General features: G+C 36.5%; 25 protein-coding genes, 2 tRNA genes and 1 pseudogene. 21 read left to right on the top strand and 7 right to left on the bottom strand.

Going from position 1 to position 24,595, the window contains the following annotated elements; translation table 11 throughout:
• Positions 1-112 precede the first annotated feature (112 nt).
• Together ACFOWM_RS03410 and ACFOWM_RS03405 are read right to left on the bottom strand one after the other, a co-directional pair.
• The gene (locus tag ACFOWM_RS03410; protein ID WP_379707065.1) at positions 113-658 is read right to left on the bottom strand and encodes a hypothetical protein; all 546 of its coding nucleotides are present in this window, start codon (positions 656-658) and stop codon (positions 113-115) included.
• 1 nt (position 659) lies between these two features.
• A complete protein-coding gene (locus ACFOWM_RS03405) occupies positions 660-1,862 on the bottom strand; it encodes a hypothetical protein (protein WP_379707062.1) in 1,203 nt (400 codons plus the stop codon).
• A gap of 512 nt (positions 1,863-2,374) precedes the next feature.
• Between ACFOWM_RS03405 and ACFOWM_RS03400 the strand changes: the two genes are divergently transcribed.
• The 10 genes from ACFOWM_RS03400 to ACFOWM_RS03355 all read left to right on the top strand — a co-directional run bounded on the left by ACFOWM_RS03400 (position 2,375) and on the right by ACFOWM_RS03355 (position 14,164).
• A complete protein-coding gene (locus tag ACFOWM_RS03400) occupies positions 2,375-3,172 on the top strand; it encodes a hypothetical protein (RefSeq protein WP_379707059.1) in 798 nt (265 codons plus the stop codon).
• Positions 3,159-3,698, top strand: coding sequence for a hypothetical protein (locus tag ACFOWM_RS03395; protein WP_379707057.1), 540 nt, complete (start codon positions 3,159-3,161; stop codon positions 3,696-3,698). Before ACFOWM_RS03400 ends, ACFOWM_RS03395 begins: the two co-directional genes overlap by 14 nt.
• A 2-nt stretch (positions 3,699-3,700) precedes the next feature.
• The gene (locus tag ACFOWM_RS03390) at positions 3,701-4,300 is read left to right on the top strand and encodes a hypothetical protein (protein ID WP_379707054.1); all 600 of its coding nucleotides are present in this window, start codon (positions 3,701-3,703) and stop codon (positions 4,298-4,300) included.
• Positions 4,297-4,743 carry a hypothetical protein gene (locus ACFOWM_RS03385; RefSeq protein WP_379707051.1) on the top strand — a complete coding sequence of 149 codons (447 nt, stop codon included), beginning with the start codon at positions 4,297-4,299 and terminating at the stop codon, positions 4,741-4,743. Before ACFOWM_RS03390 ends, ACFOWM_RS03385 begins: the two co-directional genes overlap by 4 nt.
• Positions 4,721-6,982, top strand: coding sequence for an Ig-like domain-containing protein (locus tag ACFOWM_RS03380; protein WP_379707048.1), 2,262 nt, complete (start codon positions 4,721-4,723; stop codon positions 6,980-6,982). Before ACFOWM_RS03385 ends, ACFOWM_RS03380 begins: the two co-directional genes overlap by 23 nt.
• Before the next feature lie 74 nt (positions 6,983-7,056).
• Positions 7,057-11,262, top strand: coding sequence for a phage tail tape measure protein (locus ACFOWM_RS03375; RefSeq protein ID WP_379707045.1), 4,206 nt, complete (start codon positions 7,057-7,059; stop codon positions 11,260-11,262).
• A 9-nt stretch (positions 11,263-11,271) separates the two neighbouring features.
• Complete coding sequence (locus ACFOWM_RS03370) at positions 11,272-13,077, top strand: hypothetical protein (protein WP_379707043.1); 1,806 nt, start codon at positions 11,272-11,274, stop codon at positions 13,075-13,077.
• 42 nt (positions 13,078-13,119) lie between these two features.
• A complete protein-coding gene (locus ACFOWM_RS03365) occupies positions 13,120-13,353 on the top strand; it encodes a DUF6019 family protein (protein WP_379707041.1) in 234 nt (77 codons plus the stop codon).
• Positions 13,354-13,359: 6 nt separating this feature from the next.
• Positions 13,360-13,734, top strand: a complete 375-nt coding sequence (locus tag ACFOWM_RS03360) for a hypothetical protein (protein WP_379707038.1) — start codon at positions 13,360-13,362, stop codon at positions 13,732-13,734.
• Positions 13,735-13,867: 133 nt separating this feature from the next.
• Positions 13,868-14,164: a hypothetical protein gene (locus ACFOWM_RS03355; protein ID WP_379707036.1), complete on the top strand. Its 297-nt coding sequence runs from the start codon at positions 13,868-13,870 to the stop codon at positions 14,162-14,164.
• A 21-nt stretch (positions 14,165-14,185) separates the two neighbouring features.
• Here the strand turns inward: ACFOWM_RS03355 and ACFOWM_RS03350 are convergent, their stop codons facing one another.
• From ACFOWM_RS03350 to ACFOWM_RS03340, 3 genes are all read right to left on the bottom strand, one after another.
• The gene (locus tag ACFOWM_RS03350) at positions 14,186-14,407 is read right to left on the bottom strand and encodes a hypothetical protein (protein WP_379707034.1); all 222 of its coding nucleotides are present in this window, start codon (positions 14,405-14,407) and stop codon (positions 14,186-14,188) included.
• 658 nt (positions 14,408-15,065) lie between these two features.
• Positions 15,066-15,956, bottom strand: coding sequence for a DUF6731 family protein (locus ACFOWM_RS03345; protein ID WP_379707032.1), 891 nt, complete (start codon positions 15,954-15,956; stop codon positions 15,066-15,068).
• 240 nt (positions 15,957-16,196) lie between these two features.
• Positions 16,197-16,571, bottom strand: coding sequence for a helix-turn-helix domain-containing protein (locus ACFOWM_RS03340; protein WP_379707030.1), 375 nt, complete (start codon positions 16,569-16,571; stop codon positions 16,197-16,199).
• 108 nt (positions 16,572-16,679) lie between these two features.
• On the opposite strand from ACFOWM_RS03340, the gene ACFOWM_RS03335 reads away from it, so the two are divergent.
• From ACFOWM_RS03335 to ACFOWM_RS03300, 8 genes and pseudogenes are all read left to right on the top strand, one after another.
• Positions 16,680-16,925: a hypothetical protein gene (locus ACFOWM_RS03335; RefSeq protein WP_379707028.1), complete on the top strand. Its 246-nt coding sequence runs from the start codon at positions 16,680-16,682 to the stop codon at positions 16,923-16,925.
• Between the two features lie 2 nt (positions 16,926-16,927).
• Positions 16,928-17,326 (top strand): hypothetical protein, encoded by a 399-nt coding sequence (locus tag ACFOWM_RS03330; protein WP_379707025.1) that lies wholly within the window; start codon positions 16,928-16,930, stop codon positions 17,324-17,326.
• A gap of 11 nt (positions 17,327-17,337) precedes the next feature.
• Complete coding sequence (locus tag ACFOWM_RS03325; protein ID WP_379707023.1) at positions 17,338-17,775, top strand: hypothetical protein; 438 nt, start codon at positions 17,338-17,340, stop codon at positions 17,773-17,775.
• A gap of 11 nt (positions 17,776-17,786) precedes the next feature.
• Positions 17,787-18,485, top strand: a complete 699-nt coding sequence (locus tag ACFOWM_RS03320; RefSeq protein ID WP_379707021.1) for a hypothetical protein — start codon at positions 17,787-17,789, stop codon at positions 18,483-18,485.
• Positions 18,486-18,494: 9 nt separating this feature from the next.
• A tRNA-Met gene (locus ACFOWM_RS03315) sits at positions 18,495-18,567 on the top strand.
• 17 nt (positions 18,568-18,584) lie between these two features.
• Complete coding sequence (locus ACFOWM_RS03310) at positions 18,585-18,809, top strand: helix-turn-helix domain-containing protein (RefSeq protein WP_379707019.1); 225 nt, start codon at positions 18,585-18,587, stop codon at positions 18,807-18,809.
• Between the two features lie 234 nt (positions 18,810-19,043).
• The gene (locus tag ACFOWM_RS03305) at positions 19,044-19,226 is read left to right on the top strand and encodes a hypothetical protein (protein WP_379707018.1); all 183 of its coding nucleotides are present in this window, start codon (positions 19,044-19,046) and stop codon (positions 19,224-19,226) included.
• Positions 19,195-19,971 (top strand): annotated as a pseudogene (locus ACFOWM_RS03300) (recombinase family protein); the annotation flags it as partial. The gene ACFOWM_RS03305 and the pseudogene ACFOWM_RS03300, both read left to right, overlap by 32 nt.
• Positions 19,972-20,701: 730 nt before the next feature.
• On the opposite strand, the gene ACFOWM_RS03295 reads toward ACFOWM_RS03300, so the two are convergent.
• Both ACFOWM_RS03295 and ACFOWM_RS03290 read right to left on the bottom strand, forming a co-directional pair.
• Positions 20,702-20,774: transfer RNA gene (locus ACFOWM_RS03295), tRNA-Lys, on the bottom strand.
• A gap of 210 nt (positions 20,775-20,984) precedes the next feature.
• Complete coding sequence (locus tag ACFOWM_RS03290; protein WP_379707016.1) at positions 20,985-21,998, bottom strand: LuxE/PaaK family acyltransferase; 1,014 nt, start codon at positions 21,996-21,998, stop codon at positions 20,985-20,987.
• Between the two features lie 105 nt (positions 21,999-22,103).
• Between ACFOWM_RS03290 and ACFOWM_RS03285 the strand changes: the two genes are divergently transcribed.
• The 3 genes from ACFOWM_RS03285 to ACFOWM_RS03275 all read left to right on the top strand — a co-directional run bounded on the left by ACFOWM_RS03285 (position 22,104) and on the right by ACFOWM_RS03275 (position 24,592).
• Entirely contained in the window at positions 22,104-22,565 is a 462-nt protein-coding gene (locus ACFOWM_RS03285) for a hypothetical protein (protein ID WP_379707014.1), read from the top strand.
• Positions 22,565-23,398, top strand: a complete 834-nt coding sequence (locus ACFOWM_RS03280) for a hypothetical protein (RefSeq protein ID WP_379707012.1) — start codon at positions 22,565-22,567, stop codon at positions 23,396-23,398. Before ACFOWM_RS03285 ends, ACFOWM_RS03280 begins: the two co-directional genes overlap by 1 nt.
• 84 nt (positions 23,399-23,482) lie before the next feature.
• On the top strand, positions 23,483-24,592 hold the full coding sequence (locus tag ACFOWM_RS03275; protein WP_379707010.1) for a M42 family metallopeptidase: 1,110 nt from the start codon (positions 23,483-23,485) through the stop codon (positions 24,590-24,592).
• The last annotated feature ends 3 nt before the right edge of the window (positions 24,593-24,595 follow it).

Genomic DNA, 24,595 nt, shown 5'->3' with positions numbered 1-24,595 from the left:
AACTTAAGTATTAAAATTTTCTAAATGTTATGAAACTATTTGTTCAAAAATTTTGCTAAGTGATAAATAGTATTTGATAAGTGAGCTCCTTGTATGAAAGCTATGCTAAATTCTAAACTTCTTCAGATAGTTTTTTCATTGCGTTTGCAAAACCTCGAGTTGAATCATCATAGTTTTCGTGGCCATACCCCATTTCTTCATTCAGATTATACAACATAGTGTAAAGTACAAAAGGGTTTTGCGACTCGGAAACCCATTTAATAATTAAATCTAACATTTCATTCATTTTGGGCTGAAAGGTCATTCTACCGTCTCCACCTCTTATGCCATCATTATCAGACTTTTTCTTGCCCAATGACAAGAAAATATTTTTTTCATCATAAATAATCTCACGTACTTTCTCAAACTCTTTACCTTTTGGTAAATAAGTCATTAAAGTATTTCTTATTCCCTTATAATAAATATTGTATTTTTCATCAGGGCTTTCAAAGACTTTGCCTAGCATTTGCTTCAACTCGTCAATTTCGTTTAGTCCGCCTGTTTCTAAATCAATTGTTAATTGCTTTCCTCTTTTTTCATTTACAAGCCTCAATAGTTCTAATCTCTCGATTTCAGACTCCGATAAATTCTCTTGTTTTTTTATGTTTTTATCTTTCATTTTATAATGTATTTAATTCAAAAATTTCTTTTATTTTTAAAGCAACGTCTTTGAGATTATTTTCCTTCCAATTAAGTGGATTAATTTTAGCTATGGCAAGTGAAGAATTTGGAAAAAACTCATTAAATGAACCGTAATAATTTTTTTTGTAAAATTTATCTTGATAATATCTAAAGGCTGAATAAACAAATGATATATGAACTTCTGATTCTTTGGCAAATTTTTCTACTATGAATTTATTAGTTATATGAGATTTTATAAAATTAAACTTATCAACCCCAAAAAAATACTCCATAGAAAAATCATCTGCTTTTTCTTCAATTAAGAATAAATCAGGCTCGCCTGTTAAATGAAAATTAGTTTTTTCAATAATTTCCAAGTCAAATAGTACGTGATGCAATTCGTGTATTAAAGTCGTCCAAATTGTAGGATACCTTTTATTTAAATCAGTTAATACAATACAAGGTTTTCCATTAACTACGAATGTTCCACCTCGTACTTGAGTATTTACTAATTGATGCTGAATTATGACTGTAACTCCAATACTGTATAAAGCTTTGCAAACGGTTAATAGTCCATTTTCAACATCTTGACAGTATGGCTTAATCTTTACTATGAGTTCTTTTAATTGCTCACGATTAAAATTATTGGGGTTATTTATACTTTTGAAACACTGATGAGCAGAAATAATCCAAAAGTCTTTCATCTTATCAGAAAAATTTCTTCTTGAACTACTAAACAAAGGTTTACTTATTTCTGTCTCGTACTCATTAATGCTATCAAATCCAAAGAAATTTAATACTCTTTCAATTAAGATATCTACATTGTCTGTATCATAAAAAAAACCAATTTTGCCTAGCTTTTTGATATCGAAATTCTTTACAATAAATGATACTTTTTTTGCCTTTTCAAGTGCAGCAATATTTTCTTTACTTTGATTTTTTAATACAGCGTTTACTATGTCATTTAATTCAACTTCAAGAAATTGAGCGATCTTTAAGACGTTTATTATGCTAGGTTGTTTTGCTGAACCACTTATTATATCTTCAAAAACATCTTTATCAATACTAAGAATATTAAACGCTTTTGTTTTTGTAATATCATATTCAAGCAACTTATCTTCAAAAAGCTGCTTTAAATCAATGTCCTTTGACTTATCATCAAAGACAGACTTGAGTAAATTATCTATTTCAAAATTTGACATAAGCGGGAAATTACCTGCAAATATAAATTGTAATAATTAATATAACAAATAAAAAAAGGGTAATTACCCTCACTTTGCAAGATTTTTACAACTTTGTATTTTTCAATAATCTGGCAGAAGCAATATCCATTAGCATCGGTTTGTTATTGGGCTTCGGGTGGACAGAGGTTTTTAATGTAGCTTTTTGTTCCTATCTTAGACTTTGGTATTTCAATGGGGCGGCGGTTTAAGGAGGAAGAATTTCAAATTCCCCAACATCGTAAGCCCTATCGAAAAACGCTACTAAATTGATTTTTAGCGTTTTTTGCAAGACTACTTAAAAATATACCGTGCCTACCGATAAGCTACCCATACTTGAACAAGAAGACGGTCCACAGCCACTTTGGGTGTGGATATTCGGCATTGTTGCCATTGCCTTTTCAATCTACGATAATTGGGAGGGGATTTTGCAAATCATCCATGACATCAAATCTGTCCTTTAATAGCACCCTACACCGCTATACTTTAGTGGGATGGTTTCAATAACACTATACGTTACTGGTGGGTTTAGCCACACCATCGACTTCCCCGAAAATTGGAACGAACTCACCGTTGCTGAACTAGAGATAGTTGCAGCTGCACAAATTAACCATGGCAACAGTGAGCCTGTGAGTAAAGCCGTAGTACTTACCAGTATTATTGAGCAAAGAGCCAAACAGAATGGCATTGAATTACCAAGTACCTGGAAGGAATCGCTTGATTTTGAAGCCGCAGCCACACAAGGCTTTGACGCCATTAACTTTTTATATACCACTAACAATCGCACTATTAACCCGTACCCAACTTTAACCGTTGGTGGTAAGCGAATGATTGGTCCAGCCGACGATTTCGATAGCATCACCTGCGGCGAAATGGAGGATTGCGAAGTGTTTTTTATGCAAATGGTGCAAGAGCCTAGCATTAACAAGCTTGCACATATAGCCGCCATTTTATGGCGCCCTCGTAATGCTCCTTACAAAGCGAAGCAATGCGAAAGCCGTATACCTGCTTTTGAAGCTTTGCCTTTACCGCAATTATTTGCCATATACATGTGGTACACAGGCTGCCGCAATAACCTGCCTTTATATTTTCCTAAGGTTTATGGCGGTGGTAGTAATACAAGTACAACGCCTGATTTAACGGCGTTTACCAAATGCATACATGCTGGAGCTGGTGCTAAAAATGGCTTACGTGAAAATATACGAGCCATGCTAGCCAAAGAATTTTTATTTGATATGAACCTCGAAGCCGAGCAGGCTGAAGAAATGCGTAAAAAATATGAACGTCAATAACTACACCGATTATTTTCGCCAAATGGCCGTAAAGCATAAAGACTTACGGCATGACCCTGCATCCGAAACTGGCGATGCTCCTATTGGCAGCAAGCACTTTGGCCGCTTTGGTTCTGAAGAAGTAATCACCGGCTTAAAAAGTAAAGTGGATTGGCCTGCATTGTTGGTAGAGATGTATGAGTGGAAAAGCAAATCAGAGCAAGCTTATAGTGTAGTAGGTGATTATGCAGGTGGCTTTAGTGTGTACGCAACAGCCAACCCAGAAAACCTTAATGAAGTGCAAGAAGCATTCACATTTACTGAAAGCATAATGCAGGATGTACTTGCAAAAATTTGGCAGGATCATTATGGTCCTGATAAAGACATGTGCAATTCGCCCTTTAAATTATTCGACTTTAATAGCCTTGAAGTAATGCCGGTTGGTCCTGTATTCGATCGCCAATTTGGCTGGCGTTGCACCTTCAGTTTTATTTTCAATAACCTAAAAAAAATAACCACTGCTCCCGAGCCTGGTACCTTCATTTAATTATGGAACTTATTAGTTTAGTTACCCTCAAAAACGTAATAACGGGCTTAGGCGACGTTATTTTTCTAGCACCGCTAGATCATTTTACCACCGTTAAAAAACCCGAGCCGCCTTTTGATACGCCAGGAGCATCAGTAATTATTGCAGATACCCATGAGTTTATGGAGGGCAAGCATTTTTACCAGTTTGCCACCGCTCCAGAAAAAAATAAGCTGGAGGCGAAAACGGCAGGCGATAAAGGTAGTCAGTACCTTGATGTAATGATGGAAGCCATCTTACCAGGTACTTATGCGGAGCAGCATGAGTTTATAAAAAACATCATCAATAAACCATGCATAGCATTGGTGTATGATGCTGATTGTGCCGGGCATTTGCGCTACCAAGTAGGCACAGAATGTAACCCTGCTTATGTAATGGCAGATTTTAGTACGGGTACCACTAAAGATGGTATTAAGGGTTACACCTGTACCATCATGGCCAATCATTCGCCTATACGATTATACGCAGGCGACATACAGCTAGCGCCAAATGTTGGAGTAATTATTCAAACTGAAGAGGGTAATATTTTAACCACTGAAGAAGAAGAACCACTTGAAACATGAATGGCGATTTAAAGCAAACCTTTATTTTAAAATGTGTGCAGGAGTACGTTGCTGATTGTGCTAATTACATTCAACGTGCTATTATTCGTACCAAGTCGCAAGATACTGGCGCCTTGCTCAACTCCGTTATTGATAGAGCAAGGTCAAGCGGTAGTAGTGCTACTGGCGAATTGTTGTTTAAAGAATATGGCCGCTTTTTAGATATGGGCGTTGCTCGTGGCCATCCATTGGGCGGCTTAAAATCAACTACCGTTAATTTAAAAAGTCGCAACCAAAGCGGTAAAGTTTTCGTTAAGGATAATACCATCAAACGCAAGAAAATATACAGCGGTATAGTTTACGGTAAACTAAACTACCTGTACAGTAAGTTATCATACGGCTTTTCAGAGGCGGTTATTGCCTCATTAAAACAAATGCAAAATGCTCCAAATTCAATTAGTTAAGCAACCCTATGAGGTTAATTTTAGCGGCAACGAATTGCCGTACTCGTTCAGTTTTTTGCCTTATGGCTTTATTGAGCGTAGGCAAAATTTGAAGATGAATATTGCGGTAGAAAAAGAAGTAAGCAATGGTAGTGGTGTATTCAGCACCGTTGATAATCAAATTTTATACCCGGATAATAACGGAGTTATCGCTTTTGATATTAAAACCGTTGTTGATGCATATTTACAATTTTATACACCTCGTTACACCCAGCTGGAGCCGATTAAAATACCTAACCAAAGCGCTCGATTTAGGGTAAAAGCAACTATTGATAAAGATGGGCAAGCTTTTGGAGACCCTATTGTTAGTGATACAATTACAGTGTTGAAAGGCGGCTTAAGCTATGAGCAGTATCATTACAAGGCTTTTTTCGAAGCAATTTTTTATTTGAAAATACCATTAAGTTTTCACAAGGGTTTGCAGCTCATTGCACCTTATGAGCGTAAGTATTTAACCTGGCTTTATAGTAATGATATTTTGAAACCACAGGTTTTAAGAATTGTTTATTTCTATAGCGATAACAGTACAGAAACTGTCAACATACCCGTTAATGCAACATCAGAAAAATGGGGCATCTACATGGCTAATATAAGCTTGTATTCGATATTTGAACAAACCGGTGTAGGTAATGCCACCAATGTATTCTTAAAATTGCAGAGTTATGATCTTGTAGGCTATACAGCTTCCGTATTAGATGTAGATGACGTACTAGTTGCAGCGCCAGTGCGTTATAATTTAGATTATAGAAACTATTTCTCTCCAATAGCTACCAATGCAAAAGTATCAAGCGATTTGCATAGTAATAATTACGGAAGGGCATTGGCCTATACCAATAGCTTCGGCGCATTCGAAACACTTAATGTGTTGGGAGAAATTGAAATGCAAGCAGAGTATAGTAGTAGTGAAGCTTCAATAGTTCCACCGCCATCAGGCATTCGCAATGCTGTACTACAAGCGCAACAACTAAGTGTTACTATCGAAGAAACTGAAAAATTTGTTGGCGCAACCAACTTTTTAACCAAAGAAAAATTTGATTCGCTTCGTGATTTATTGTTGAGCCGTAACACCTACGAAATAAAACAACAACGTTTTATACCAGTTAATATCAATAAGAAAACGGTAAAATTCTACACAAATAAAGATAGCCTGTTTAGTATGGCCGTTGAGTGGCAACATGCCTTTAGTAATAGTTTTTACGTTCCTGAAAACATGCTGCAAGTAGACACTACTTGTCCGGCATTGGAAAAATTTATGGTGGTGCAAATCGCCAAAAACAAATTGCAAATTGTGTGGGCTATGCCGTACCCATACGACTTGCTTAAAGTTACTATTGATAATGGTGTGGAGGTATTTAACCTTACATTAAGCGGTAATGCAGGCTCACAAGTGGTAGGTTTTGATAATCCTTCCATTGACCCAGACAGGGCTACAATCATTATTACAGGTGCTGTTTTGTGTAACCCTGACAGTGTACCTATTAGTGTGGGTGCTACTAGCACCGTTACCATTGAAGCTTTTGCCAACTTGCTACCAGTAGCCAACGATGATCAGTTTTATATAGCTGCTGGCTACAACACACCACAGCAATTACCAGGTACTGTGTTGGATAATGATTACGATGTAGATGGCGATGCTATTGAGGTTGATGAAGTAAGTGGTGGTGCTACTGTTGAAGGCGGTACTTACTCCGTTACTAAGCCAGGTGTAGTTACTTACCAGCCGCCTACATCATTATTCAATGGCATTGATTCATTTACTTATACCATACACGAAGTGGCTAATCCTACTGCATTATCTGCACCTGCAACGGTATACATTAATGTGGGTAACGTTGGTTTAGGTAATGGTTTCTACGCAAAATTGGTGTTACGCAATATTATTGAAAATCAAAGTGGCGTATTTTTTAATAGAAGAGCTGATCACTATATTCAATTTTTTGCAGACCCATTATGCACCATACCTAAAGATGCAACAGGGCTTGGCGTTACCATTGGTGCAAATTCAAATGTAATTGAAAAGCGGAACGGTAGCATAACAAATGAAACCAATACAGCACTTAGTTTTACTGCGGTAGGTACAGAAATATTTATTGGTAATTACATCAATTATTATCGTCAACAATATTCGCCTACGAATTTGTTAATTGAGTTATTTATTAATATTAGTCTTAACCCTGGAGCCGGCTACATACCTGTGTAGTCTGTCCTTTTTTAAGGTGTACCCATTGAGCAAATTTGTAACAGTCGCAACCCTAAGCTTGCGGCTGTTACCCTATGAGTGTACGTACTGATGTTGTTAACCTTCAGGTAAATGTAAATAGCAACGCCGCCCAAAATCAGCTGAATGAACTCCGCAAAAAATCGAAAGATATAGCTGCTGAAATGGATGGCCTCAAAAGAGGCACACAGGCTTACATCGACAAAAAGAAGGAGCTGGCCACTGTTACGGCTGAAATGGACAAACTCAAAAAAGAGATTGGCCTTACTTCCTTAAATCAAAAAGAGCTTACTGCCGAACTGGCTAAACTCAAAGCACTCAAAGGCTCTACTGTACCATTTAGTAATGAATTTAAAGACCTTCAGAAACAAATCAAAGAGGTTGAAAATCGCCTCTATGATGTTAAGAATGGCGTACAAGGCTTCAGTAGTTTCTTCAGCAAAATTAAAGACGAAGTAAAACAGTTTGGCGCCCTTGCCGCTGGGTACTTAGGTTTTCAATTTTTAAGCAATCAATTTACCAATATTATAAGCGGCAGTGCAAAGCTAAGTGATCAGCTGGCCGACTTACGAAGAGTAGCCGGCTTAACTGCTGACGAAGCTTTGAAATTGAATAGCTCACTTTCAAAGTTAGATACCCGAACCGCTGTAGGCTCATTAAGAGAAATAGCCATCATTGCTGGTAAATTAGGCGTTGCAAAAAATGATATACTTGGCTTTACAGAAGCTACCGATAAATTAGTAGTTGCCCTCGGTGATGAGTTAGGCAATGCTGACCAAATTACCACTCAACTTGGTAAAATATTAAACGTTTTTGATGGTAAGGTTACAGGCGATAATATTACCAGGCTGGGTAATGCCTTTGTTGAACTTGCCAATGCAGGTGTGGCTAGTGGTGGCTTTATAGCAGAATTTGACCAACGACTTTCAGGAATTGCTAAAACCGCCAACATTGGTTTAGGTGAACTGAGCGGCTTAGGCGCTGGCTTAGAAGAATTGGGTGCTCGTACCGAAAGTAGTAGTACGGCAATTCAAAAGTTGCTCAACAATATTTCAGCAGATATACCTGCGGCCGCTAAAATTGCCGGTAAAAGCACCGAGGAATTTAGAAAAATATTTAGCAGCGATGCTACTGAAGCTTTGTTGCTATACAGTGAAGGCTTGGTTAAAAACAAAACATCGTTTGAGCAAATTACAGCATCATTAGCAGGTGCTGGAGAAGAAGGCGCTCGTACCATTGAAACTATTGCAAAGCTTGGCAGCAACTCCGATTTGCTACGTGAAAAAATATTGTTAGGTAAAAATGCCCTACAAGATACCACGGCTATTACTGAAGCTTTTGCTTTAAAGAACGAAACCTTTGGCGCTTCTTTAGATAAGTTGGGTAAACAATTTAACTCATTCGTGAGTAGCCCAGGTATTACTAACTTTTTACAGGGCGCTGTTAAAGGTGTATCAAGTTTTATAAGTGCACTAAGTAGAATACCGAAGTTCATTGATGAAAACTCAACTGCATTAAAGCTACTTGGTTTGGGTATTGTGTTATTGAACTTCAGGTATATAACATTGGCAGGTTCAATCGTTAAAGCAACAGCAGTTAAAATTGCAAATGCTATAGCTACTAGAGCAATAGCTGTAGCCACAAATATTGCAATTGCAAGCCAGAGCGCCTATTTTACTATTACCAATTTATTAATAGGAAGAATAACATTAGCTACTGCTGCACAAAGGTTATGGAATATTGCAATAAATACTGGCCTTGGTCCTCTAGGTTTATTAGTAACAGTTATCGGAGCCATCGTTTTTGCTGTGAACTCTTATTCAAAGAATGTTAGTGATGCTGCTTTAAAAACAAAAGTTTTAGCAGAAGTATCAGAAAGAGCCGTAGACTCTTATTCAGATGAAGTTGCTAAGATTGGAGAATTAGTTACGTTGATAACATCGAAAACTACTAGTAGAGAAACGGAGACGGCCGCATTAAAAGAATTGATTGCTTTAAACCCAACCTATTTAGCAGGCTTGACAGCAGAAAATATAACAACGAGCGAAGGTGTTTTAATATTGAAGCAATACACTGATTTGTTACAATTACGTGGTAGGTTAGAAGCCTCAAGAGAGCTGTTAAAAGATAAAACTAAGGATGACTTAAAATTACTTAGTAAGCAAGTCGAACTTGAAAAAGAATTAGCAGCTAATCCGGCAAAAGACAACGGCCCTGTTTTATTTACTGATACTAGACCATTCGATTTAGAAGATATTAAAAATCAGCGTAAGGCTGTTCAGAAAGAAATTGAAATCATCAATAACATCAGCGCTGAAACTACTGAAGATTTAGCCAAAAAATCAAAAGCTGCTGCAACTGCAACTGTTGCTAGGTTGCAAACCAATGTATTTAATTTAGCTGCTGCAGGTAAAAGAGGTACTGAAGAATTTAAAAAAGCATTGGCTGATTTACGAGCCGCTGAAATTGCTTTTCAGAAAGAATTTAATAGCAAAGAAAATTCATCAACTACTACAGGTAACACAGGTAGAATATTAACTCCTGAAGAAATAAAAGCAGCTGCTGCAGAAAAGAAGCGTAAAGAAAAAGAAGCGGCAGCAGAACTAGAGCGCCTTCGTAAAGAAGCTGAAGTATTTCAAAAAGAACTTAAAAAATTACGGGCAAAAGCAGAGGCTGGTACGCTCAGTGATGATGATAGAGAGAAGGCGAACATTGAAGAAAAGTATAGAGAGCTTACTGAGAAAGCGCTTAAGTTTTGGAAAAAAAATACCGACATCGGCAAAGCGGCCGCTGCTGATATTGAAGCCATACGTACTGCCGAATTGCAGGCGCTTTATAAAAAAATATTTGAACGTGATAGTGGCAAGGAGTATGAAGAAAGCTTGCGCTTGTCTGACGAGTTTTTCGATGCTCGTAAACAACAAGCAGCCCAAGCTTATGTGGAAGGTAAAGCCACTAAAGAACAGTACGATAATGAGATAAAATTACTGGAGCAATCTGCAGCTAACAATCGCTTACAAATTGCTACCGATTACAGCAATACGTTTAAGAAAGCTGAAGGCGACATTACTAAGTTTAAACGTGACCAATTAGCCAAACAACTTGCTGATACGGTAGCAGCCGAAGAAAAACGCAAGAAATTGTCGGTTGATAGTCAGTTGGCATTTGCAAGGTTAAATGTGTTAGGTACTAAGGTAGGTAGCAAAGCAAGGTTAGACGCTGAAAAAGCCTACCTGCAAGAAAAGTACCGACTCACAATTGAAAATAGCAATGATACAGCAGCGGTGCAGGTTGAAAAGCAGAAGGAGTTAGAAGAGCAGTTGAAGGAATTAGATCGCCAATATTTTCAATCGAAAGTTGATGAAGTATTGAAGTATGTAAATGCTTTTACGGAAGCATTGACTGCCTTAAACCAATTTATTACGAACAGGGAAAATCGTGAGCTGCAAAAAGATAGAGCAGCTAACGATAAAAAGCGTAGTAACTACAAGCAACAGTTAGATAATAAATTGTTGAGCCAGGCTCAGTACGATAAAGAAATTGAGCGATTGAATGCAGAGCAGGAGCGTAAGGAAAAGGAGATAAAACTTCGCCAAGCCAAAAGAGAAAAAGCCCTAGCTATTTTTACGGCCATCATTAATACAGCTGCGGGTATTGCTAAAGCTATTCCAAATATTGCGTTAATGGCATTAGCAGGCGTTACCGGTGCCCTGCAAATTGCAGCTGCTACTAATGCACCACTACCTGAGTTAGGTAGAGGTGGCCACATCACAAACGGGCCAAAGCACAGCCATTCAAGTAGAGGCTTGCATTTGGTAAACCCGTTAACTGGCCGTACCGAAATGTTACTAGAGCAAAACGAAGCCGTCATCAATAGCAATGCCATGGATAGCAATCGCACAATGACGGTGAGCGGCACTCCCAAACAAATTGCTAGTGCTATTAACAGCACCCATGGAGGCGTAAGTTTTGCCAGTGGCGCAAGGGTTACTTCAGGCTGGTACACTCAGCCAAAGCCAACTATTCGCCCTGGTGTAATTAGTATGATGGCGCAGGGTGGTATTATAGGCGCTACTGCAGCAGAAGGCAACCAATACAGTGCTGCCAACTTGCAGGCGCTGGAAGCTACACAACAGCAGGTAGCACAATTACAAGCTGTATTTGAGCAATTTCCTAAAGAGTTAAAAGCAAGGGTAGTGCTTAAAGAAATTTATGATGCCGATAACCAATACAATGCCGCTAAAAATGCCAGCGGTTTATAAACTATTTATATGTTACAACTATTTTTAAGAAGCGAAAGGGAAAGCGGTTGGTTAGATTTATTACCTGGTACGGTGCTCGATATGGAACGTACCAACAACTTGTTTGATGAAGACCTTACCAGTGGCGAATTTAGCATACCCATTGATATGCCTTGGACGGATAACAACCGCCGCAAGCTTGGGTTTATTGAACGCTTAGGTAATGTAATTACACAAAGTAATTACTTTACTATTGATGTGTTTGATAGCGGCTATCCTGAACTACAATTTGCAAAGCTCACTATCACAGAAAAAGATGGTAAGCTTGATTATACAAAAGGTACATTTAAAGCCAGCATCAGTGGAAATAAAGGCTTATTTGGTAGCAAAATAAAAAATAAAAAGTTGAGGGATTTGTCGCTCGGCGGCACAATTACTTTCAACAGTGATTGCAGGGATTTTGCAACTGATCATGCAAAAGGCTTGTACCCACAGTATGATTACATTGGCTTTGCTCCAGTTGGTATTGAAAGTTTTTTTGATACCAGCAAAAGCTACAACAATGAGTTTTTGGTAAAAGATACCGTTAACTACATTGTAAGCACAGGTGCAGGTTTAAATGATTGGCAGTTCGGTAGGCCAAAGAGCAGCAACCCTAACCAAGTTGCCACTAGCGGCACAGCTGAGTATATTGATTATAGAACCATACCTTTCTTTAAACTCAAATATGTATTTGAGCAGGCTTGTGCAGCCGTAGGGTATAGCATTGCTGGCGATGTGTTAGATAACCCATCGTGGAACGATCTGTTTATATTTAATACCACTGCCATTGAGTTTTATAGTGTGGTGGCCCATGCTGATTATACCCGTAAAATTTTTCCGGCTGATCATGTGCCTGATATTACGGTGGCGGAGTTTTTAAAAGCCATTTGCAGCTTTTTTAATTTAGAGGCCAACTTTAGCAACAACCAAATATTATTAAGCTACCGCCAACAGGTTTTTACTAACCGCCGGGTGATTGATATTAGCAGTCGCTGTGCTGCTACATTTAAAGCCATCTATCAAGATGAAACTGATAAAACGGGCTTCACCTTAGATTATGAGTGGGATGCTAACGATGACTACCGAAACGATCGGGTGAAAGATATAAACACCAAAACAATGGTAGGTACGGTGAGCACCTTCCCTAACTTGGCAACGCTTAATATTGGCAGGTCGTTCACTACTGATGATATTGCTTTTGTGGAAAGCGAAAACATGTATTACAATGTGGCCAATGCTACTACGACACCTATAAAGTGGGATGCTTGGAGCGAACGCCTGGGCGAATATAAACAAGGAGAAGGTGGCGATAGCTACAAAATAGGTATGAGTACATTATGTAGTTACGTAGCGCTTGACCCTGCCAATGCATTGTACATACGCAGGCCCTACTTAGGCTGCCGCCAAAACGGTAGCTATTACAACAACAAGTACCAAAAAATTAAGAAGGATTTTAGCCTTCGCATCTTCTTCATAAAAAAGCAAGTGATCAATGGTAACGAAGTGCCCATGAGCATGAACCATACCACCACCAACAACGGTGTTAGGCTCAATAATTTTAGCCTGGTATTAGAAGGTAATGATGGATTGCTCAAGCGTAACCACCAGCAGTGGATAGAAGCCAAACAAAAAAAGCAAAGCGTTACCGTACCAGTACTGGCCGATAAGCAATTTTTAAAAGCTCTCAATAACAGCAATACGGTGCAGTTAAACAATGTATTGTTTCTGCATGAAAAAACAGAAGATACTATACCGCTACAAAGTACCGTGAATTTACTGTTGCGCCCTTTGTAATTATGTAGTATTTTGGTGCTTTAATTAACCAAAAACTACAATATGGAAACAGGCTTTTTTTTATGGACTTTCATTTCGATCGCTTCAATTATAGCTCTTTATTTTATAATCAATGTAGCGGTCTTAAATGCAATGAAAGAAAGAGATAGTAAGATTTTGCAAAAGCAGCAAAACGAGTTTTTACGCTTACAGTATCTTTTGAGTCAAAATCAAATAACGCAAGCACAATATGATAAACGTATTGACGAACTCCCAACTTCAGTAGTTTATAAATAATCAATTATGCAAGAAACAAATCCTCCTAAAATTAGTTGTCCAAAATGTGGTTCAGATCAGTTTCATTCTGATAAAAAAGGCTTTTCTGCTGGAAAAGCTATTGGTGGTGCTTTACTAACTGGCGGTATAGGATTAGCTGCAGGTGCAATAGGAAGCAACAAAATAATTATTACTTGTTTAAACTGTGGTAATCAATATAAGCCAGGAGATAAAAAAGTAGAACATAAAAGCTTTACACCGACGCCACAAAAAACTATTAAAGATTTAGTGCCAGAAATTACTGATCAAGAAATAAAAAAATCTGAAGTTCCAACAGCTATAGGCTGTTTTATTTTATTTATTATAGTTGTAGCTGTAGCGATTTCATTGTTTGGTAAATAAGTGTATTTTCGCAAAGCAAACATTTTAATAAACGAGTCTCCACACCGCAGTGTGGCAGGCATACCGGTGTAAGTCCGGAAAGGCTCGTTTATAGAGTGTTTGCAGTGACCTGTCACTTTTTAAATCTGCGAAAATGTTTGGAAAACCAACTGATGATGATTTTGATGGCCATGAGCCGCCACCACCACAAGAGCATACTGATTTCGTTGCCTTCTTAAAAAATTACCTGTACCAAACTTATCTGCCTATTGCGGCACCAGTACCAGGTATGCTCACCAAAAGCACCAAAGAAATATTTGAGGCATTACAAGGCGTTTTAACCACTGCTATTTTTACTGAAGAAGATGTAGCCGTATGGCTATATGATGGCGGCTATCGCCTTATTAGCACCGGTGAAATGCGTATGGAATGGATGATGGTGGAAGGTTAGGGTTTATTAAAATGATTTTTTTTAAACTAAGTTTCGTGCAAAGTTTTCAGCTTCGTTTACTAATGCTCCTAAATTATTGCTATTTATCGTAGTTATATAGTTATGTAAAATATTGGCTATTTGTGGCCTGTTATCAACAACATCGCATATGTGCACATTAACTAATCCTTGCAGTTGAAAAATAAAAAGGTAAAATTTTTTTCCGTCGGCTCTTATGTATTCGCTTTCATAGATAACATTCATGTTGTGTTTAAATTTTAAGGGGGTAAAAGTGTACAAGTAATTTAATTAAAAAATTAATTGTCCCCTTATATTTTACATAAACATTTTCAAAGTAAAAAGTGGTATTCAGTTGATTGATACCAACTAAATGTATTTATTATAGTAAGTATAGGCTGCTACCGCCTTATTAGCACTGGTGAAATACGTATGGAATGGATGATGTTGGAGGGTTAGGGTTTAACTGGGTCTTTCAGGAGTTTAATAAATATCCTAGCAAAACGAATAGTTAATAATAGTGTAAGAGATACTATGAATATAAAACAGTAGTTAATTACTTGACCTACTATGCAATTGAAATTTGAAATCTTTATGGCTAGTATGCTTATTGCAAAAATTATAGTAATAATATTAAACCAGATAGCAATATTTAAATATTGATTCAGCAAGGAGTTGGAATGAGGATTGTCTTTTACAAATCTCATTCTTCTTGTATTAATTGTGCTTATTAAAGTTAGCAATGTTAACAAAAAACCAAGTAAAGTGCCTGAAATTGAAAGGCTATTACGAGCCATATCAGGAATTAAATCTTTCATTGGTAATAAATAGTGCGAGTACTTATAAACAACAAATAAAATAATAACTGATATGGCTAGTGGATAATATTTTTCTATGCAGTATTTCAAGATTTTTTCGAGTAGAATTTTTTCAAAATTAATTTTTTCTTTTCATATTCATCTTTAATCTTACTGTGTATTTCAGAAACTTGTGTTAAGCCTTGATAACGAGCAATCTCAATTTCAAATTTGAATTTTACTCTACTATCAATTAAATCAACAACTTGAGTTAATCCATCATAAGTTTCTTTACCAGACACTAAAATTTTACTTACTTCTTTATTTTCTTTAAAAGAAAGAAATTCTGAAATCATAGATAAAACTTTTCTTACATTAAGGGATTCTGTTCTACTTTGTCCAACACTTAGTTTTATGTCCATTAAATTAGAATCAGTTTCGTCAGCAATCTTGCTTATCTCTGCTAAGGATTTCTTTTTACTTTTAAAAAAACTACCATTTTCTATTCTGGCAATTTTTACCTGCAATGTTCTAATAACTGAAAACTTTAATACTTTTTCAAAATCATCAGGGTTAATGACTACGTTAGCAACCAAACTAGGGATGTTGAAATTCTTTTCGCAGAAATTTAAAAATGATCCAATTGAGACACCTTTTGAATTTGATTCATATGCTAACATCTGTAGCTCAGGATCAAACATAAAGTTTGAAATATAGGCCAAGCCTTGTGTGTCTTTTAGATCTAAGTCTTCTACTGAGTTGTCGTTTTCATTAAATGCAGGAGGTAAATTGATCATTTGATTATGAATCATAGATCCATAAATGTAATTTCCTCTTTTTTCAAACTTTCTTAATTGCTTAACTGAGCCATCTGGTAAAATAATTCTGCTGTTGATATTTGCGCTCATTAATTGATCGCCAAAATCTGTTTTTTCAAAATCCTTGTTGTTAGACTCTATCCTGAATAGGTTAACATTTACATCTTTCTTTTTTGCCATGGTGTATTGTTTTAATTGATTAAAAATTTATCTATTTCATAAGGCAGTGTTAAAACAACATTTACACATGCCAATTTTCATTTATATTTTTTGTTTGGGTTATAATTTCGCAGTCCGTATTTCAGTAACCCAAAATGAACGCTTTACCCTTTTTTCCAGTAGCCGTACTGTACACTTAGTTATCGCACCAACCATATAAGCTCAGCAGCAGCAGCAGGGTATTGCTACCCCGTAGGTATGCTATGCGGAGTTTCGTACCGCAGTAGCGTTTACTTGTGCTTCTAGTTCAGCAATTCGGTTGCGTTGCATTTCAATGATTGAATCTTTTGCTTCAATTGTTTGCTTGAGGGAAGCAATAATTTCATCTTTTGCAGTATTATAAGACGATTTGTTCTCACCTACTACAAAACGTTTTGAAACATTTTGTTCTAAATCATTCGGAACAATCTCAATACCCATTTTTTCTAAAAGCAAGTCAATAAACTCCTTATCTGGGATAGATTTTGAAGTTTGATAATATACCTTAGACCTACTGATACCAAGCTTTTCAGCGGCTTCGTCAATGGTAAAGCCTTTACCTCTGATTGCGTTTAATATAATATTTCCTGTTGTCATTGTTAATAACTTGTGTAAAAGTTAAAACAAAACGTTTGCACATTTGAAACATTTTGTTTGTACATTCGCTATGTAATTAATATGAAGTTAATACAAAATGTTTAAATAATGAACACAACGAGAGTTTTGACACAAAAGGAAGAATTGGGAAATAAGTTAAAAGCCATCAAGCAAGATGTTACTGCAGAAGATAAAAAGGAGTACATCAAAGAAAATGATACTACTCCCCAAACCATATCAAGGTATTTAAAAGGCGGTGTATTGGACATTAGCACCGGTATTAAAATGCTTACTTTTTTTTCTCAAAAAATTCAAGAGCGCAATGCTTTAATCAATAACACTAAAACTGCTTAGATATGATTGTAATAGAAACTAACAGCTTGTACGCTGGCAGAATATTTAATGATGTGTTTAATATACTGGTGCCAACTAACCATGCTTTAAATGTAGTGGGTGCAATTCGTTTATTTAAATATAAAAGTGTTGAGCTAGGTGAAGTTCAAATTATTAAAGTAATTGACAATGTCATTATTAGTAAAATGTTAAGTAATCAAAGCAGTCTCATGCTGACTGGCTACAATACTTTGAATGCGCTAAAATTATTACAACAGCAATGGGGCCCTGGTATTAAGTATAGCAATGTTTGCCTTTCTTACGAAAAACGTAACCTCACTAATCAAGGGGATTTAATGCAGCAATGGTGGGCAGATATTGTTGCAGCGCAATTACACCAAAATCAACTTAATCATTTTTAAAACTTTTAGCAATGAGCCAACCACTTCCTAATCACCCATTGTTTAGCAGCTTTGTTTCACCTTACTTAACAAAAGAGTTATGGGAGGCAGGTATTAAACCACCTACTGCTTTTATTTGGGTGCCTACTTCACCAACTGAAATGGTTTTGTATAGCTATCTGCTTGATCATGATGGATACTACCGCCAAGCATATGCCAACGTAAATTTTGTAACTAAAATAGGTGAGCTTCCATATAGCGCCTTCCAGCTAAATGATATGAATAAGTTGTTACCCAACTATTCATTTGAGAAAGTCGGCAATACGTACACGTTACTGTTAGAGAACATGCACCAGGTAAACCCAGTAACCGGCAACCGCTTACCCGATGTATTTGCCGAAATGGTCATTCAATTAATCAATACAAAAAAGCTAGATACCGCAACCGCTAGCAAATTAATCACTTCTTAAAAAACAATTTTATGATATCATGTTCTATTGAGATAGGCATAAGCGAACTTACTCGTAAAGAAATGACAAGCCGCATTAAGCATGTAGGTGCCACACACCAATCGTTATTAGCAAAAGCTTGGGCAAGCGTAGCAAGTGCTACTCCGTGCATCAGTTTTGATGTTGCTGAATTATTGCTTAAAGAAATTTACGAGCAACATAGTGCCAATCCAAAAGCAGTAGCAAACATATTAGGCGAACACTTTGAGTATTTTATAAATAAGGCTTGTTTATACACAGAATTGAAAGCAGCTGAAAAAAGTGTACATGAAATTGCTGCAAAGTATATGGGTACCAAAAAGCCAGAGACTCATGTAAAAGTGAACGGGGCAAAAGATTTTGCTGATGCTTTTGCAATGTTGCTTAACACATTAAACGAAATAGAAGAAGCGATTTCAAAAAATAAAGAAAAAGCTGCAGAGCCTATAAAAGAGGGTGAAAAAAAATATGATTTAAGCAAATACACTATGGTTTATTACATCACTATTGAACAGTCAAAAACAGTATCTAGCCCAATCAATTTTATTCAGGAGAAAATAAAAGCATTGAACGAATTAAGGAAAAGTCTAAATGTATCTAAAATTGGGTTTAGGCTTTGTACAAACGATATCAGTGGCCTGCAGGATTACTTAAATGAGTTAAGGCAACAAGTAGCTGATCCTGTAATATAAATTATAACATGCGACGTGGAGAAGGAGGTATCTCGGAAGGCTCATAACCTTCAGGTCGGGGGTTCGAGTCCCCTCGTCGCACCAAAAAAATTGTTGCTTATGGCATTGCACATTGAAATTTTGAACATTCAATTTCATATTAAGCGGCTGGTGTTGAAAGCATTAAATAAATGCAAAACAGATGCTGAAGCTGCAAAAGAATTGGGCATATCAATAAGATCATTGTATTTGTATAAAAAAGAATTTAAAATTATTAAAGACAGTAAGGGTCAGTTGATAAGCGTAAAGGAGCAAGAAGTTAACGCAGTTGTTTTTGAGGCGTAATGGTTGATAAATCTCCCGAAGGGTGGGGGCTCACTAAAGGAACAAAACTATGAACGAGCCCAGTCTTGTAAGTGTATTTTTTGTTTGGAGTGGCGGTTTTTCGCCGCCACTTTTTTAAACTTTTTGTATGAAATTATTTTTTATTTGTTTATTCATTGTGGTGGCAGTGCTATCGGCAATATTTCTTTTTGCATGCAGTAAAATTGATGACGATACTGAGGAAAACGAAGTAGCATGAGCTCATTTACTACCATACCAATTAAGCAGCATATTACAGCTGAAAAGGCGCAACAAATGTTGCAAGCTGGAGGTATGGTGGTAACCATTGATGAAGCGAAAGCGGTTGTGAATTATCTTTATTCAGCAGCATTAAACATATTAAGCAATGAAGAAAGTAATTCTATACATCAGGGTTAGTACTGATGAGCAAGCCGATAAAGGCTATAGTCAAAGGAGCCAGCAAGAAACGCTAGAGCGTTATTGCGAATTAAAAGGCTTTGATGTAGTGGGCACCTACATTGAAGATCATAGCGCTAAAACGTTTAACAGGCCCGAGTTTACTAAGTTGCTATTGCAGCTGAGTAAAAAAAAGTTTAGTGCCGAATTAGTACTTTTCACTAAGTGGGATCGCTTCAGCAGAAATGCAGGCGATGCTTACCAAATGATAGGGCGTTTAAATAAGTTGGGCGTAGAGCCGCAGGCAGTAGAGCAGCCGCTTGACTTATCAGTGCCTGAAAATAAAATGATGTTAGCCTTTTACTTGGCTGCACCAGAAGTAGAAAACGATCGCCGGGCAATGAATGTTTTTGCAGGTATGCGTCGTGCAAAAAAAGAAGGTAGGCACATGGGGCAGGCGCCATTAGGCTACTGCAATAAAATTACCGAGGATGGTAAAAAGTACATAGCGCCTGATGCTACAGCGCCTTTGATTGTTTGGATTTTCCAAACCTTGGCAACTGGCGAATTTACTGCTCAGAGTGTATGGAAAAAAGCCCAGGAGAAAGGATTGAAGTGCAAGAAGAATACTTTCTGGAACGCCATACGCAACGAAGAGTATTGCGGGCTTATAAAGATTGAAGCTTTCAAAGGAGAGCCAGAAGAACTGGTGGAGGCACAGCATGAGCCTATCATAAGCAAAGCTTTGTTTTACCAGGTGCAGGATGTGTTAGATGGTAAAAAGAAAGTACAGCGTACAAAGGTGATGGTTGATGATCGCTTTCCGCTACGAGGGTATTTAATTTGTCCTCGTTGCAACAAATTGTTGACTGCATCTTCGAGTAAGGGGCGTACAAAGTACTACAGTTTTTACCATTGCACCAGCCAATGCGGTGCTAGGTTTAAGGCAGAGGTAGTGAATGAAAAGTTTGTAACAGAGTTAAACAGCTGGCAGCCAAACGTGGCCGTACAGCAATTATATAAATTAATATTAAACGATGTATATGAGCAACAACAGAAGCAGAGATCATCCGGCTTAATTAAGATTAAAGAACAGATTTCTGCGGCCCAGGAGCGGCAAAAGAAAGCATTAGATTTATTAATGAACGATGCAATGGATGGCGACGATTACAGGGCTATAAAGAAGCAATGTGAGACGGCTATTTTTAAACTAGAGCAAGAGCTTGCACTATCAACGCAAGTCACTAACCTAGAACCATTGATGGAACGTGCAATAAAATTCTTACAAAACGCAGGCAATGAGTATGCTCATGCAGGCACAGAGCGCAAGCGACAAATTGTTGGTTCGATGTTTCCCGAAAAATTGGTATTTGATGGTGATCATTATCGAACCACTAGAGTGAACGAAGCCGTTCGGCTGATATATAGTATTGGCGAGGCTTTCAGTAAAATAAAAATAGGACAAGTAGATTGTTTATCTGACTTGTCCTATCAAGTGAACTGGCTGGGACTCGAACCCAGGGCCCATACATTAAAAGTGTATTGCTCTACCAACTGAGCTACCAATTCTTCCTTCCCGTGTTTCGTTGGGAGTGCAAAAATAAGATAAAAACTTATTTCGCCAAATAAATTTGAAATCTTTTTTTAAATAAAAAGGTTCATTTTTCTAAAACCTAACAATGACAATACTTACAGCCAATAGTTTTTTTTGAAAAAATAATTTATGATTTTAAAATAGTGTGAATCAATTAATTAAAATCAGTCATTTATTTTCATTTTCTATAATATCATCAGCCCACAACCTCTAATATCGCTATTATACAAACGACCAATTATTTCAAATTGATGATGCGGATGTAATCTACCCACATCATCTGTCGCAATAAAAGCGCAACTATACAAATTGGCCAAATCAATAATATTTACACCTCCAATTTTTGGTTTTGTATCAGCAGCAATGTTCGTTGTAATGTCAAAAGGGTCATCTTCACTTCTTATTACTATTCGCATCCATGGTGGACAATCAAATATACCTTCCTGCTTTGAATATGCTTGCGATAAAAGTTCCGTCATGCCATATTCAGAATGTATATGAGTAAGGCCTAATTGTGTTGATAGTATTTGATGTACTTCTTTTCTGCTCAACTCTTTTTTACGCCCTTTCATGCCACCTGTCTCCATTACAATAGTGTGTTGTAATGGCATCGGATGTTTTTCGGCAAAATCAATGAGGGCATAGGTTACACCTATTAATATCGTTTTTTGTTGTGCCGCTTCATTGACCGCTAATACACTTTTTAGTTGTTCAACATCATACAAATAAAAGCCACTGTTGGGGTGGTTTGATTGTTCAATGAGGTGTTGTACCATATACACCAATGATGAATGTTGCCTTTCTAAGTAAGATGGTAATAATCCAATTATACAAACATCATCAACGTTACCATAAAAATGTTGCAACCCTTTTGTAAAGCTTTCTATATAGAGCGCAACATCTTTTACAAAATGTTTACTGTTTACACTACCAGTAGTACCGCTACTTTCAAAAATAATGGCTTCATTAAAATGGGTAGTTTTTATTTGTTGCGTTTTAAAAAATTGAATTGGTAAAAAAGGTATTTTATCAATTGTTGTAATGTTGAGTGGATTAATTTTTAATAAATCGCAATATGTTCTGTAAATAGTATTATGTTGATATTGAAAATTAAAAACAGCTAAGGCTACACTTTCAAAATTTTGATGATTGCAATGCAGCACCGTATTCCTTAATAGCGTCTCGTTTATGATAGTCATTTGTATTCGCTGCTTTGTTTGTTATCAAAAACACAAAGCTAAAATATTAAATGGTTAAACCATTTTCAATCATTAAATTTGAGTGTAATTTTAAAAGTACAGCACATGAAATATATTACCGTAGCGGTGATGGTTGTAGCGATATTTTTTTCTTGTAAGAAAGATAAGTTTACTACAGCACCTCAAATTACTTACAAATCACTTACTTCAAATTTTGTAGATGCTAGTGATCCAACGGCTGTTTTTCCTTCAGTAAATTTTGAGTTGACTGATGCCGAAGGTGATGTAGGTTATAATGATGGTAAAGATACCGCTTGGGTATACATTAAAAGTTTACTAACCAACGATATTGACTCTGCTATTTTTCCGGTATTATCAAGTGCTACTCGAAAGGATTTTAAAGTAACCGTTACCGCTTCATTGGAAAAAGCAACAAAATGTAGGCCAGTGCCGGGTAACGCCATTCATGTTGACACTATTTATTATGAAATTTATGTAAAGGATTTTGCAAAGAATAAAAGCAATGTTATAAAAACGGGAGAACCTGTATTATTCCGTTGTCAATAATGCGTTTGTTACGTTTTATTTTATCGCATTCTATTTTTATTGCTTTTGCAGCGGTGGCTTTATGTTTTCAAACAAACCTATTATTACATACAGCGTATTCATTGCCATTATATGCGTTGGTATTTTTTGCAACGCTTTGTGGATACAATTTTTACTGGCTATTAAGCAAATGGTATTTTTCAAAAAACAAACAAGTAGCAGAATTTATTAAAATAAACAGTTCTTTTGTTGCTGTTTATATCATCGGTTTTTTGGGCTGTTTGGTTTTTGGTTATTTACAGTTGGCTTTGTTGCCTTACTTATTTGTTGGTGCTTTTTTAACGATGTTGTATGCCTTACCCATGCTGCCTTTTAGTTTTTCAAAAAAGTTGCAACAACTTGGTTTTTTTAAAACATTATTATTGGCATTTACTTGGGCTTATGTAACTACCATATTATCTATTGCATTTGTTTCTAATATTTCAACTGTTAGTATCGCCCTTCTTTTTAATGCTAGGTTTTTATTTATGTTGTTGTTGTGTATCATTTTTGATAATAGAGATGTTGCTATTGATCAACAACATGGGTTACATAGTTTGGCAACTGATTTAAAAGCTGGTACTATTGATACTATTATAAAAATTGTTTTTGTTTTATATTGCCTAGCTGGTATTTTACTACGTTGGTATATGTTTGATGATGCACAAATGTTTGCATTTGTATTAACCGCTGCGGTTGTTTGGTGGGTATACCTACAATCTAAAAAGCCACAGGGTTATGTATTTTATTATTTTTTTGTAGATGGCCTAATGATTTTTACCTCACTTACCACTTATATCGCATCTATTTTTTAATGAGCAATTTTATTCCTTATTAAGTAATTCAAACAATTTTATAAAGGTTGCTTTAATTTATCTTTGTAATATAAATTTTTACGAATGGCAAAAGCAAGCAAAGTATCATCAGTTTTAAATAAACAATCATATCAGTTTTTAGAAAACTACATTAACAACCCATCTCCAACTGGTTTTGAAAGTGGTGGACAAAAATTATGGATGCAATACCTTAAACCTTATGTTGATTCTTTTTTTACAGATCCTTATGGTACTGCAGTGGGTGTAATAAATGCTGATGCTCCTTTTAAAGTGGTAATTGAAGCCCATGCTGATGAAATTAGCTGGTTTGTAAATTACATTTCAGCCGATGGATTAATTTACTTAAAAAGAAATGGAGGTGTTGACCACCAAATTGCACCAAGTATGAGGGTAGCAATACATGGTAAAAAAGGAAAAGTAAGGGCCGTTTTTGGATGGCCAGCCATTCATACTCGTTTAGGCAATAGCGAAGCCAAAGAGCCACAACCAAAGGTTGATAATTTATTTTTAGACTGTGGTGCCCGTACAAAAAAAGAAGTAGAAGCTTTGGGCATACATATAGGTGCAGTGGTTACCTACGAAGATAAATATGAGGAACTAGCACATGGTTATATTGTAGGTAGAGCTTTTGATAACAGGGTAGGCGGTTTTATGATTGCTGAAGTAGCTCGTTTATTAAAAGAAAATAAAAAGAAATTACCTTTCGGTTTATACATTGTAAATGCAGTACAAGAAGAAATAGGTTTACGTGGTGCTGAAATGATTGCAAGAAGAATTAAGCCTGATGTAGCTATCATTACTGATGTTACGCATGATAGTACTACACCAATGATCAATAAAATGATTGAAGGCGAATGTGCTTGTGGTAAAGGGCCTAGCTTGTGTTATGGACCAGCAGTGCATAATAAGCTTTTAAGTTTTGTGCAAGATGTGGCAGATAAAAAGAATATTCCATACCAATTAAGAGCCGTTAGTAGAAGTACTGGAACCGATACTGAGTCGTTTGCTTACGCTAACGATGGCTGCCCATCGGTATTAATATCTATACCATTACGTTATATGCATACCACGGTTGAAATGTTACATAAAGATGATATTGAAAATACCATCAAATTAATGTACGAAAGCTTAATCAACCTAACACCAAAAACAAATTTGAGTTACTTTAAATAATGG

Source organism: Ferruginibacter yonginensis (assembly GCF_042651465.1).
Classification (GTDB): domain Bacteria; phylum Bacteroidota; class Bacteroidia; order Chitinophagales; family Chitinophagaceae; genus Ferruginibacter; species Ferruginibacter yonginensis.
The sequence above is the reverse complement of the archived record's forward strand: the minus strand, read 5'-3'. Positions and strand labels throughout refer to the sequence as shown.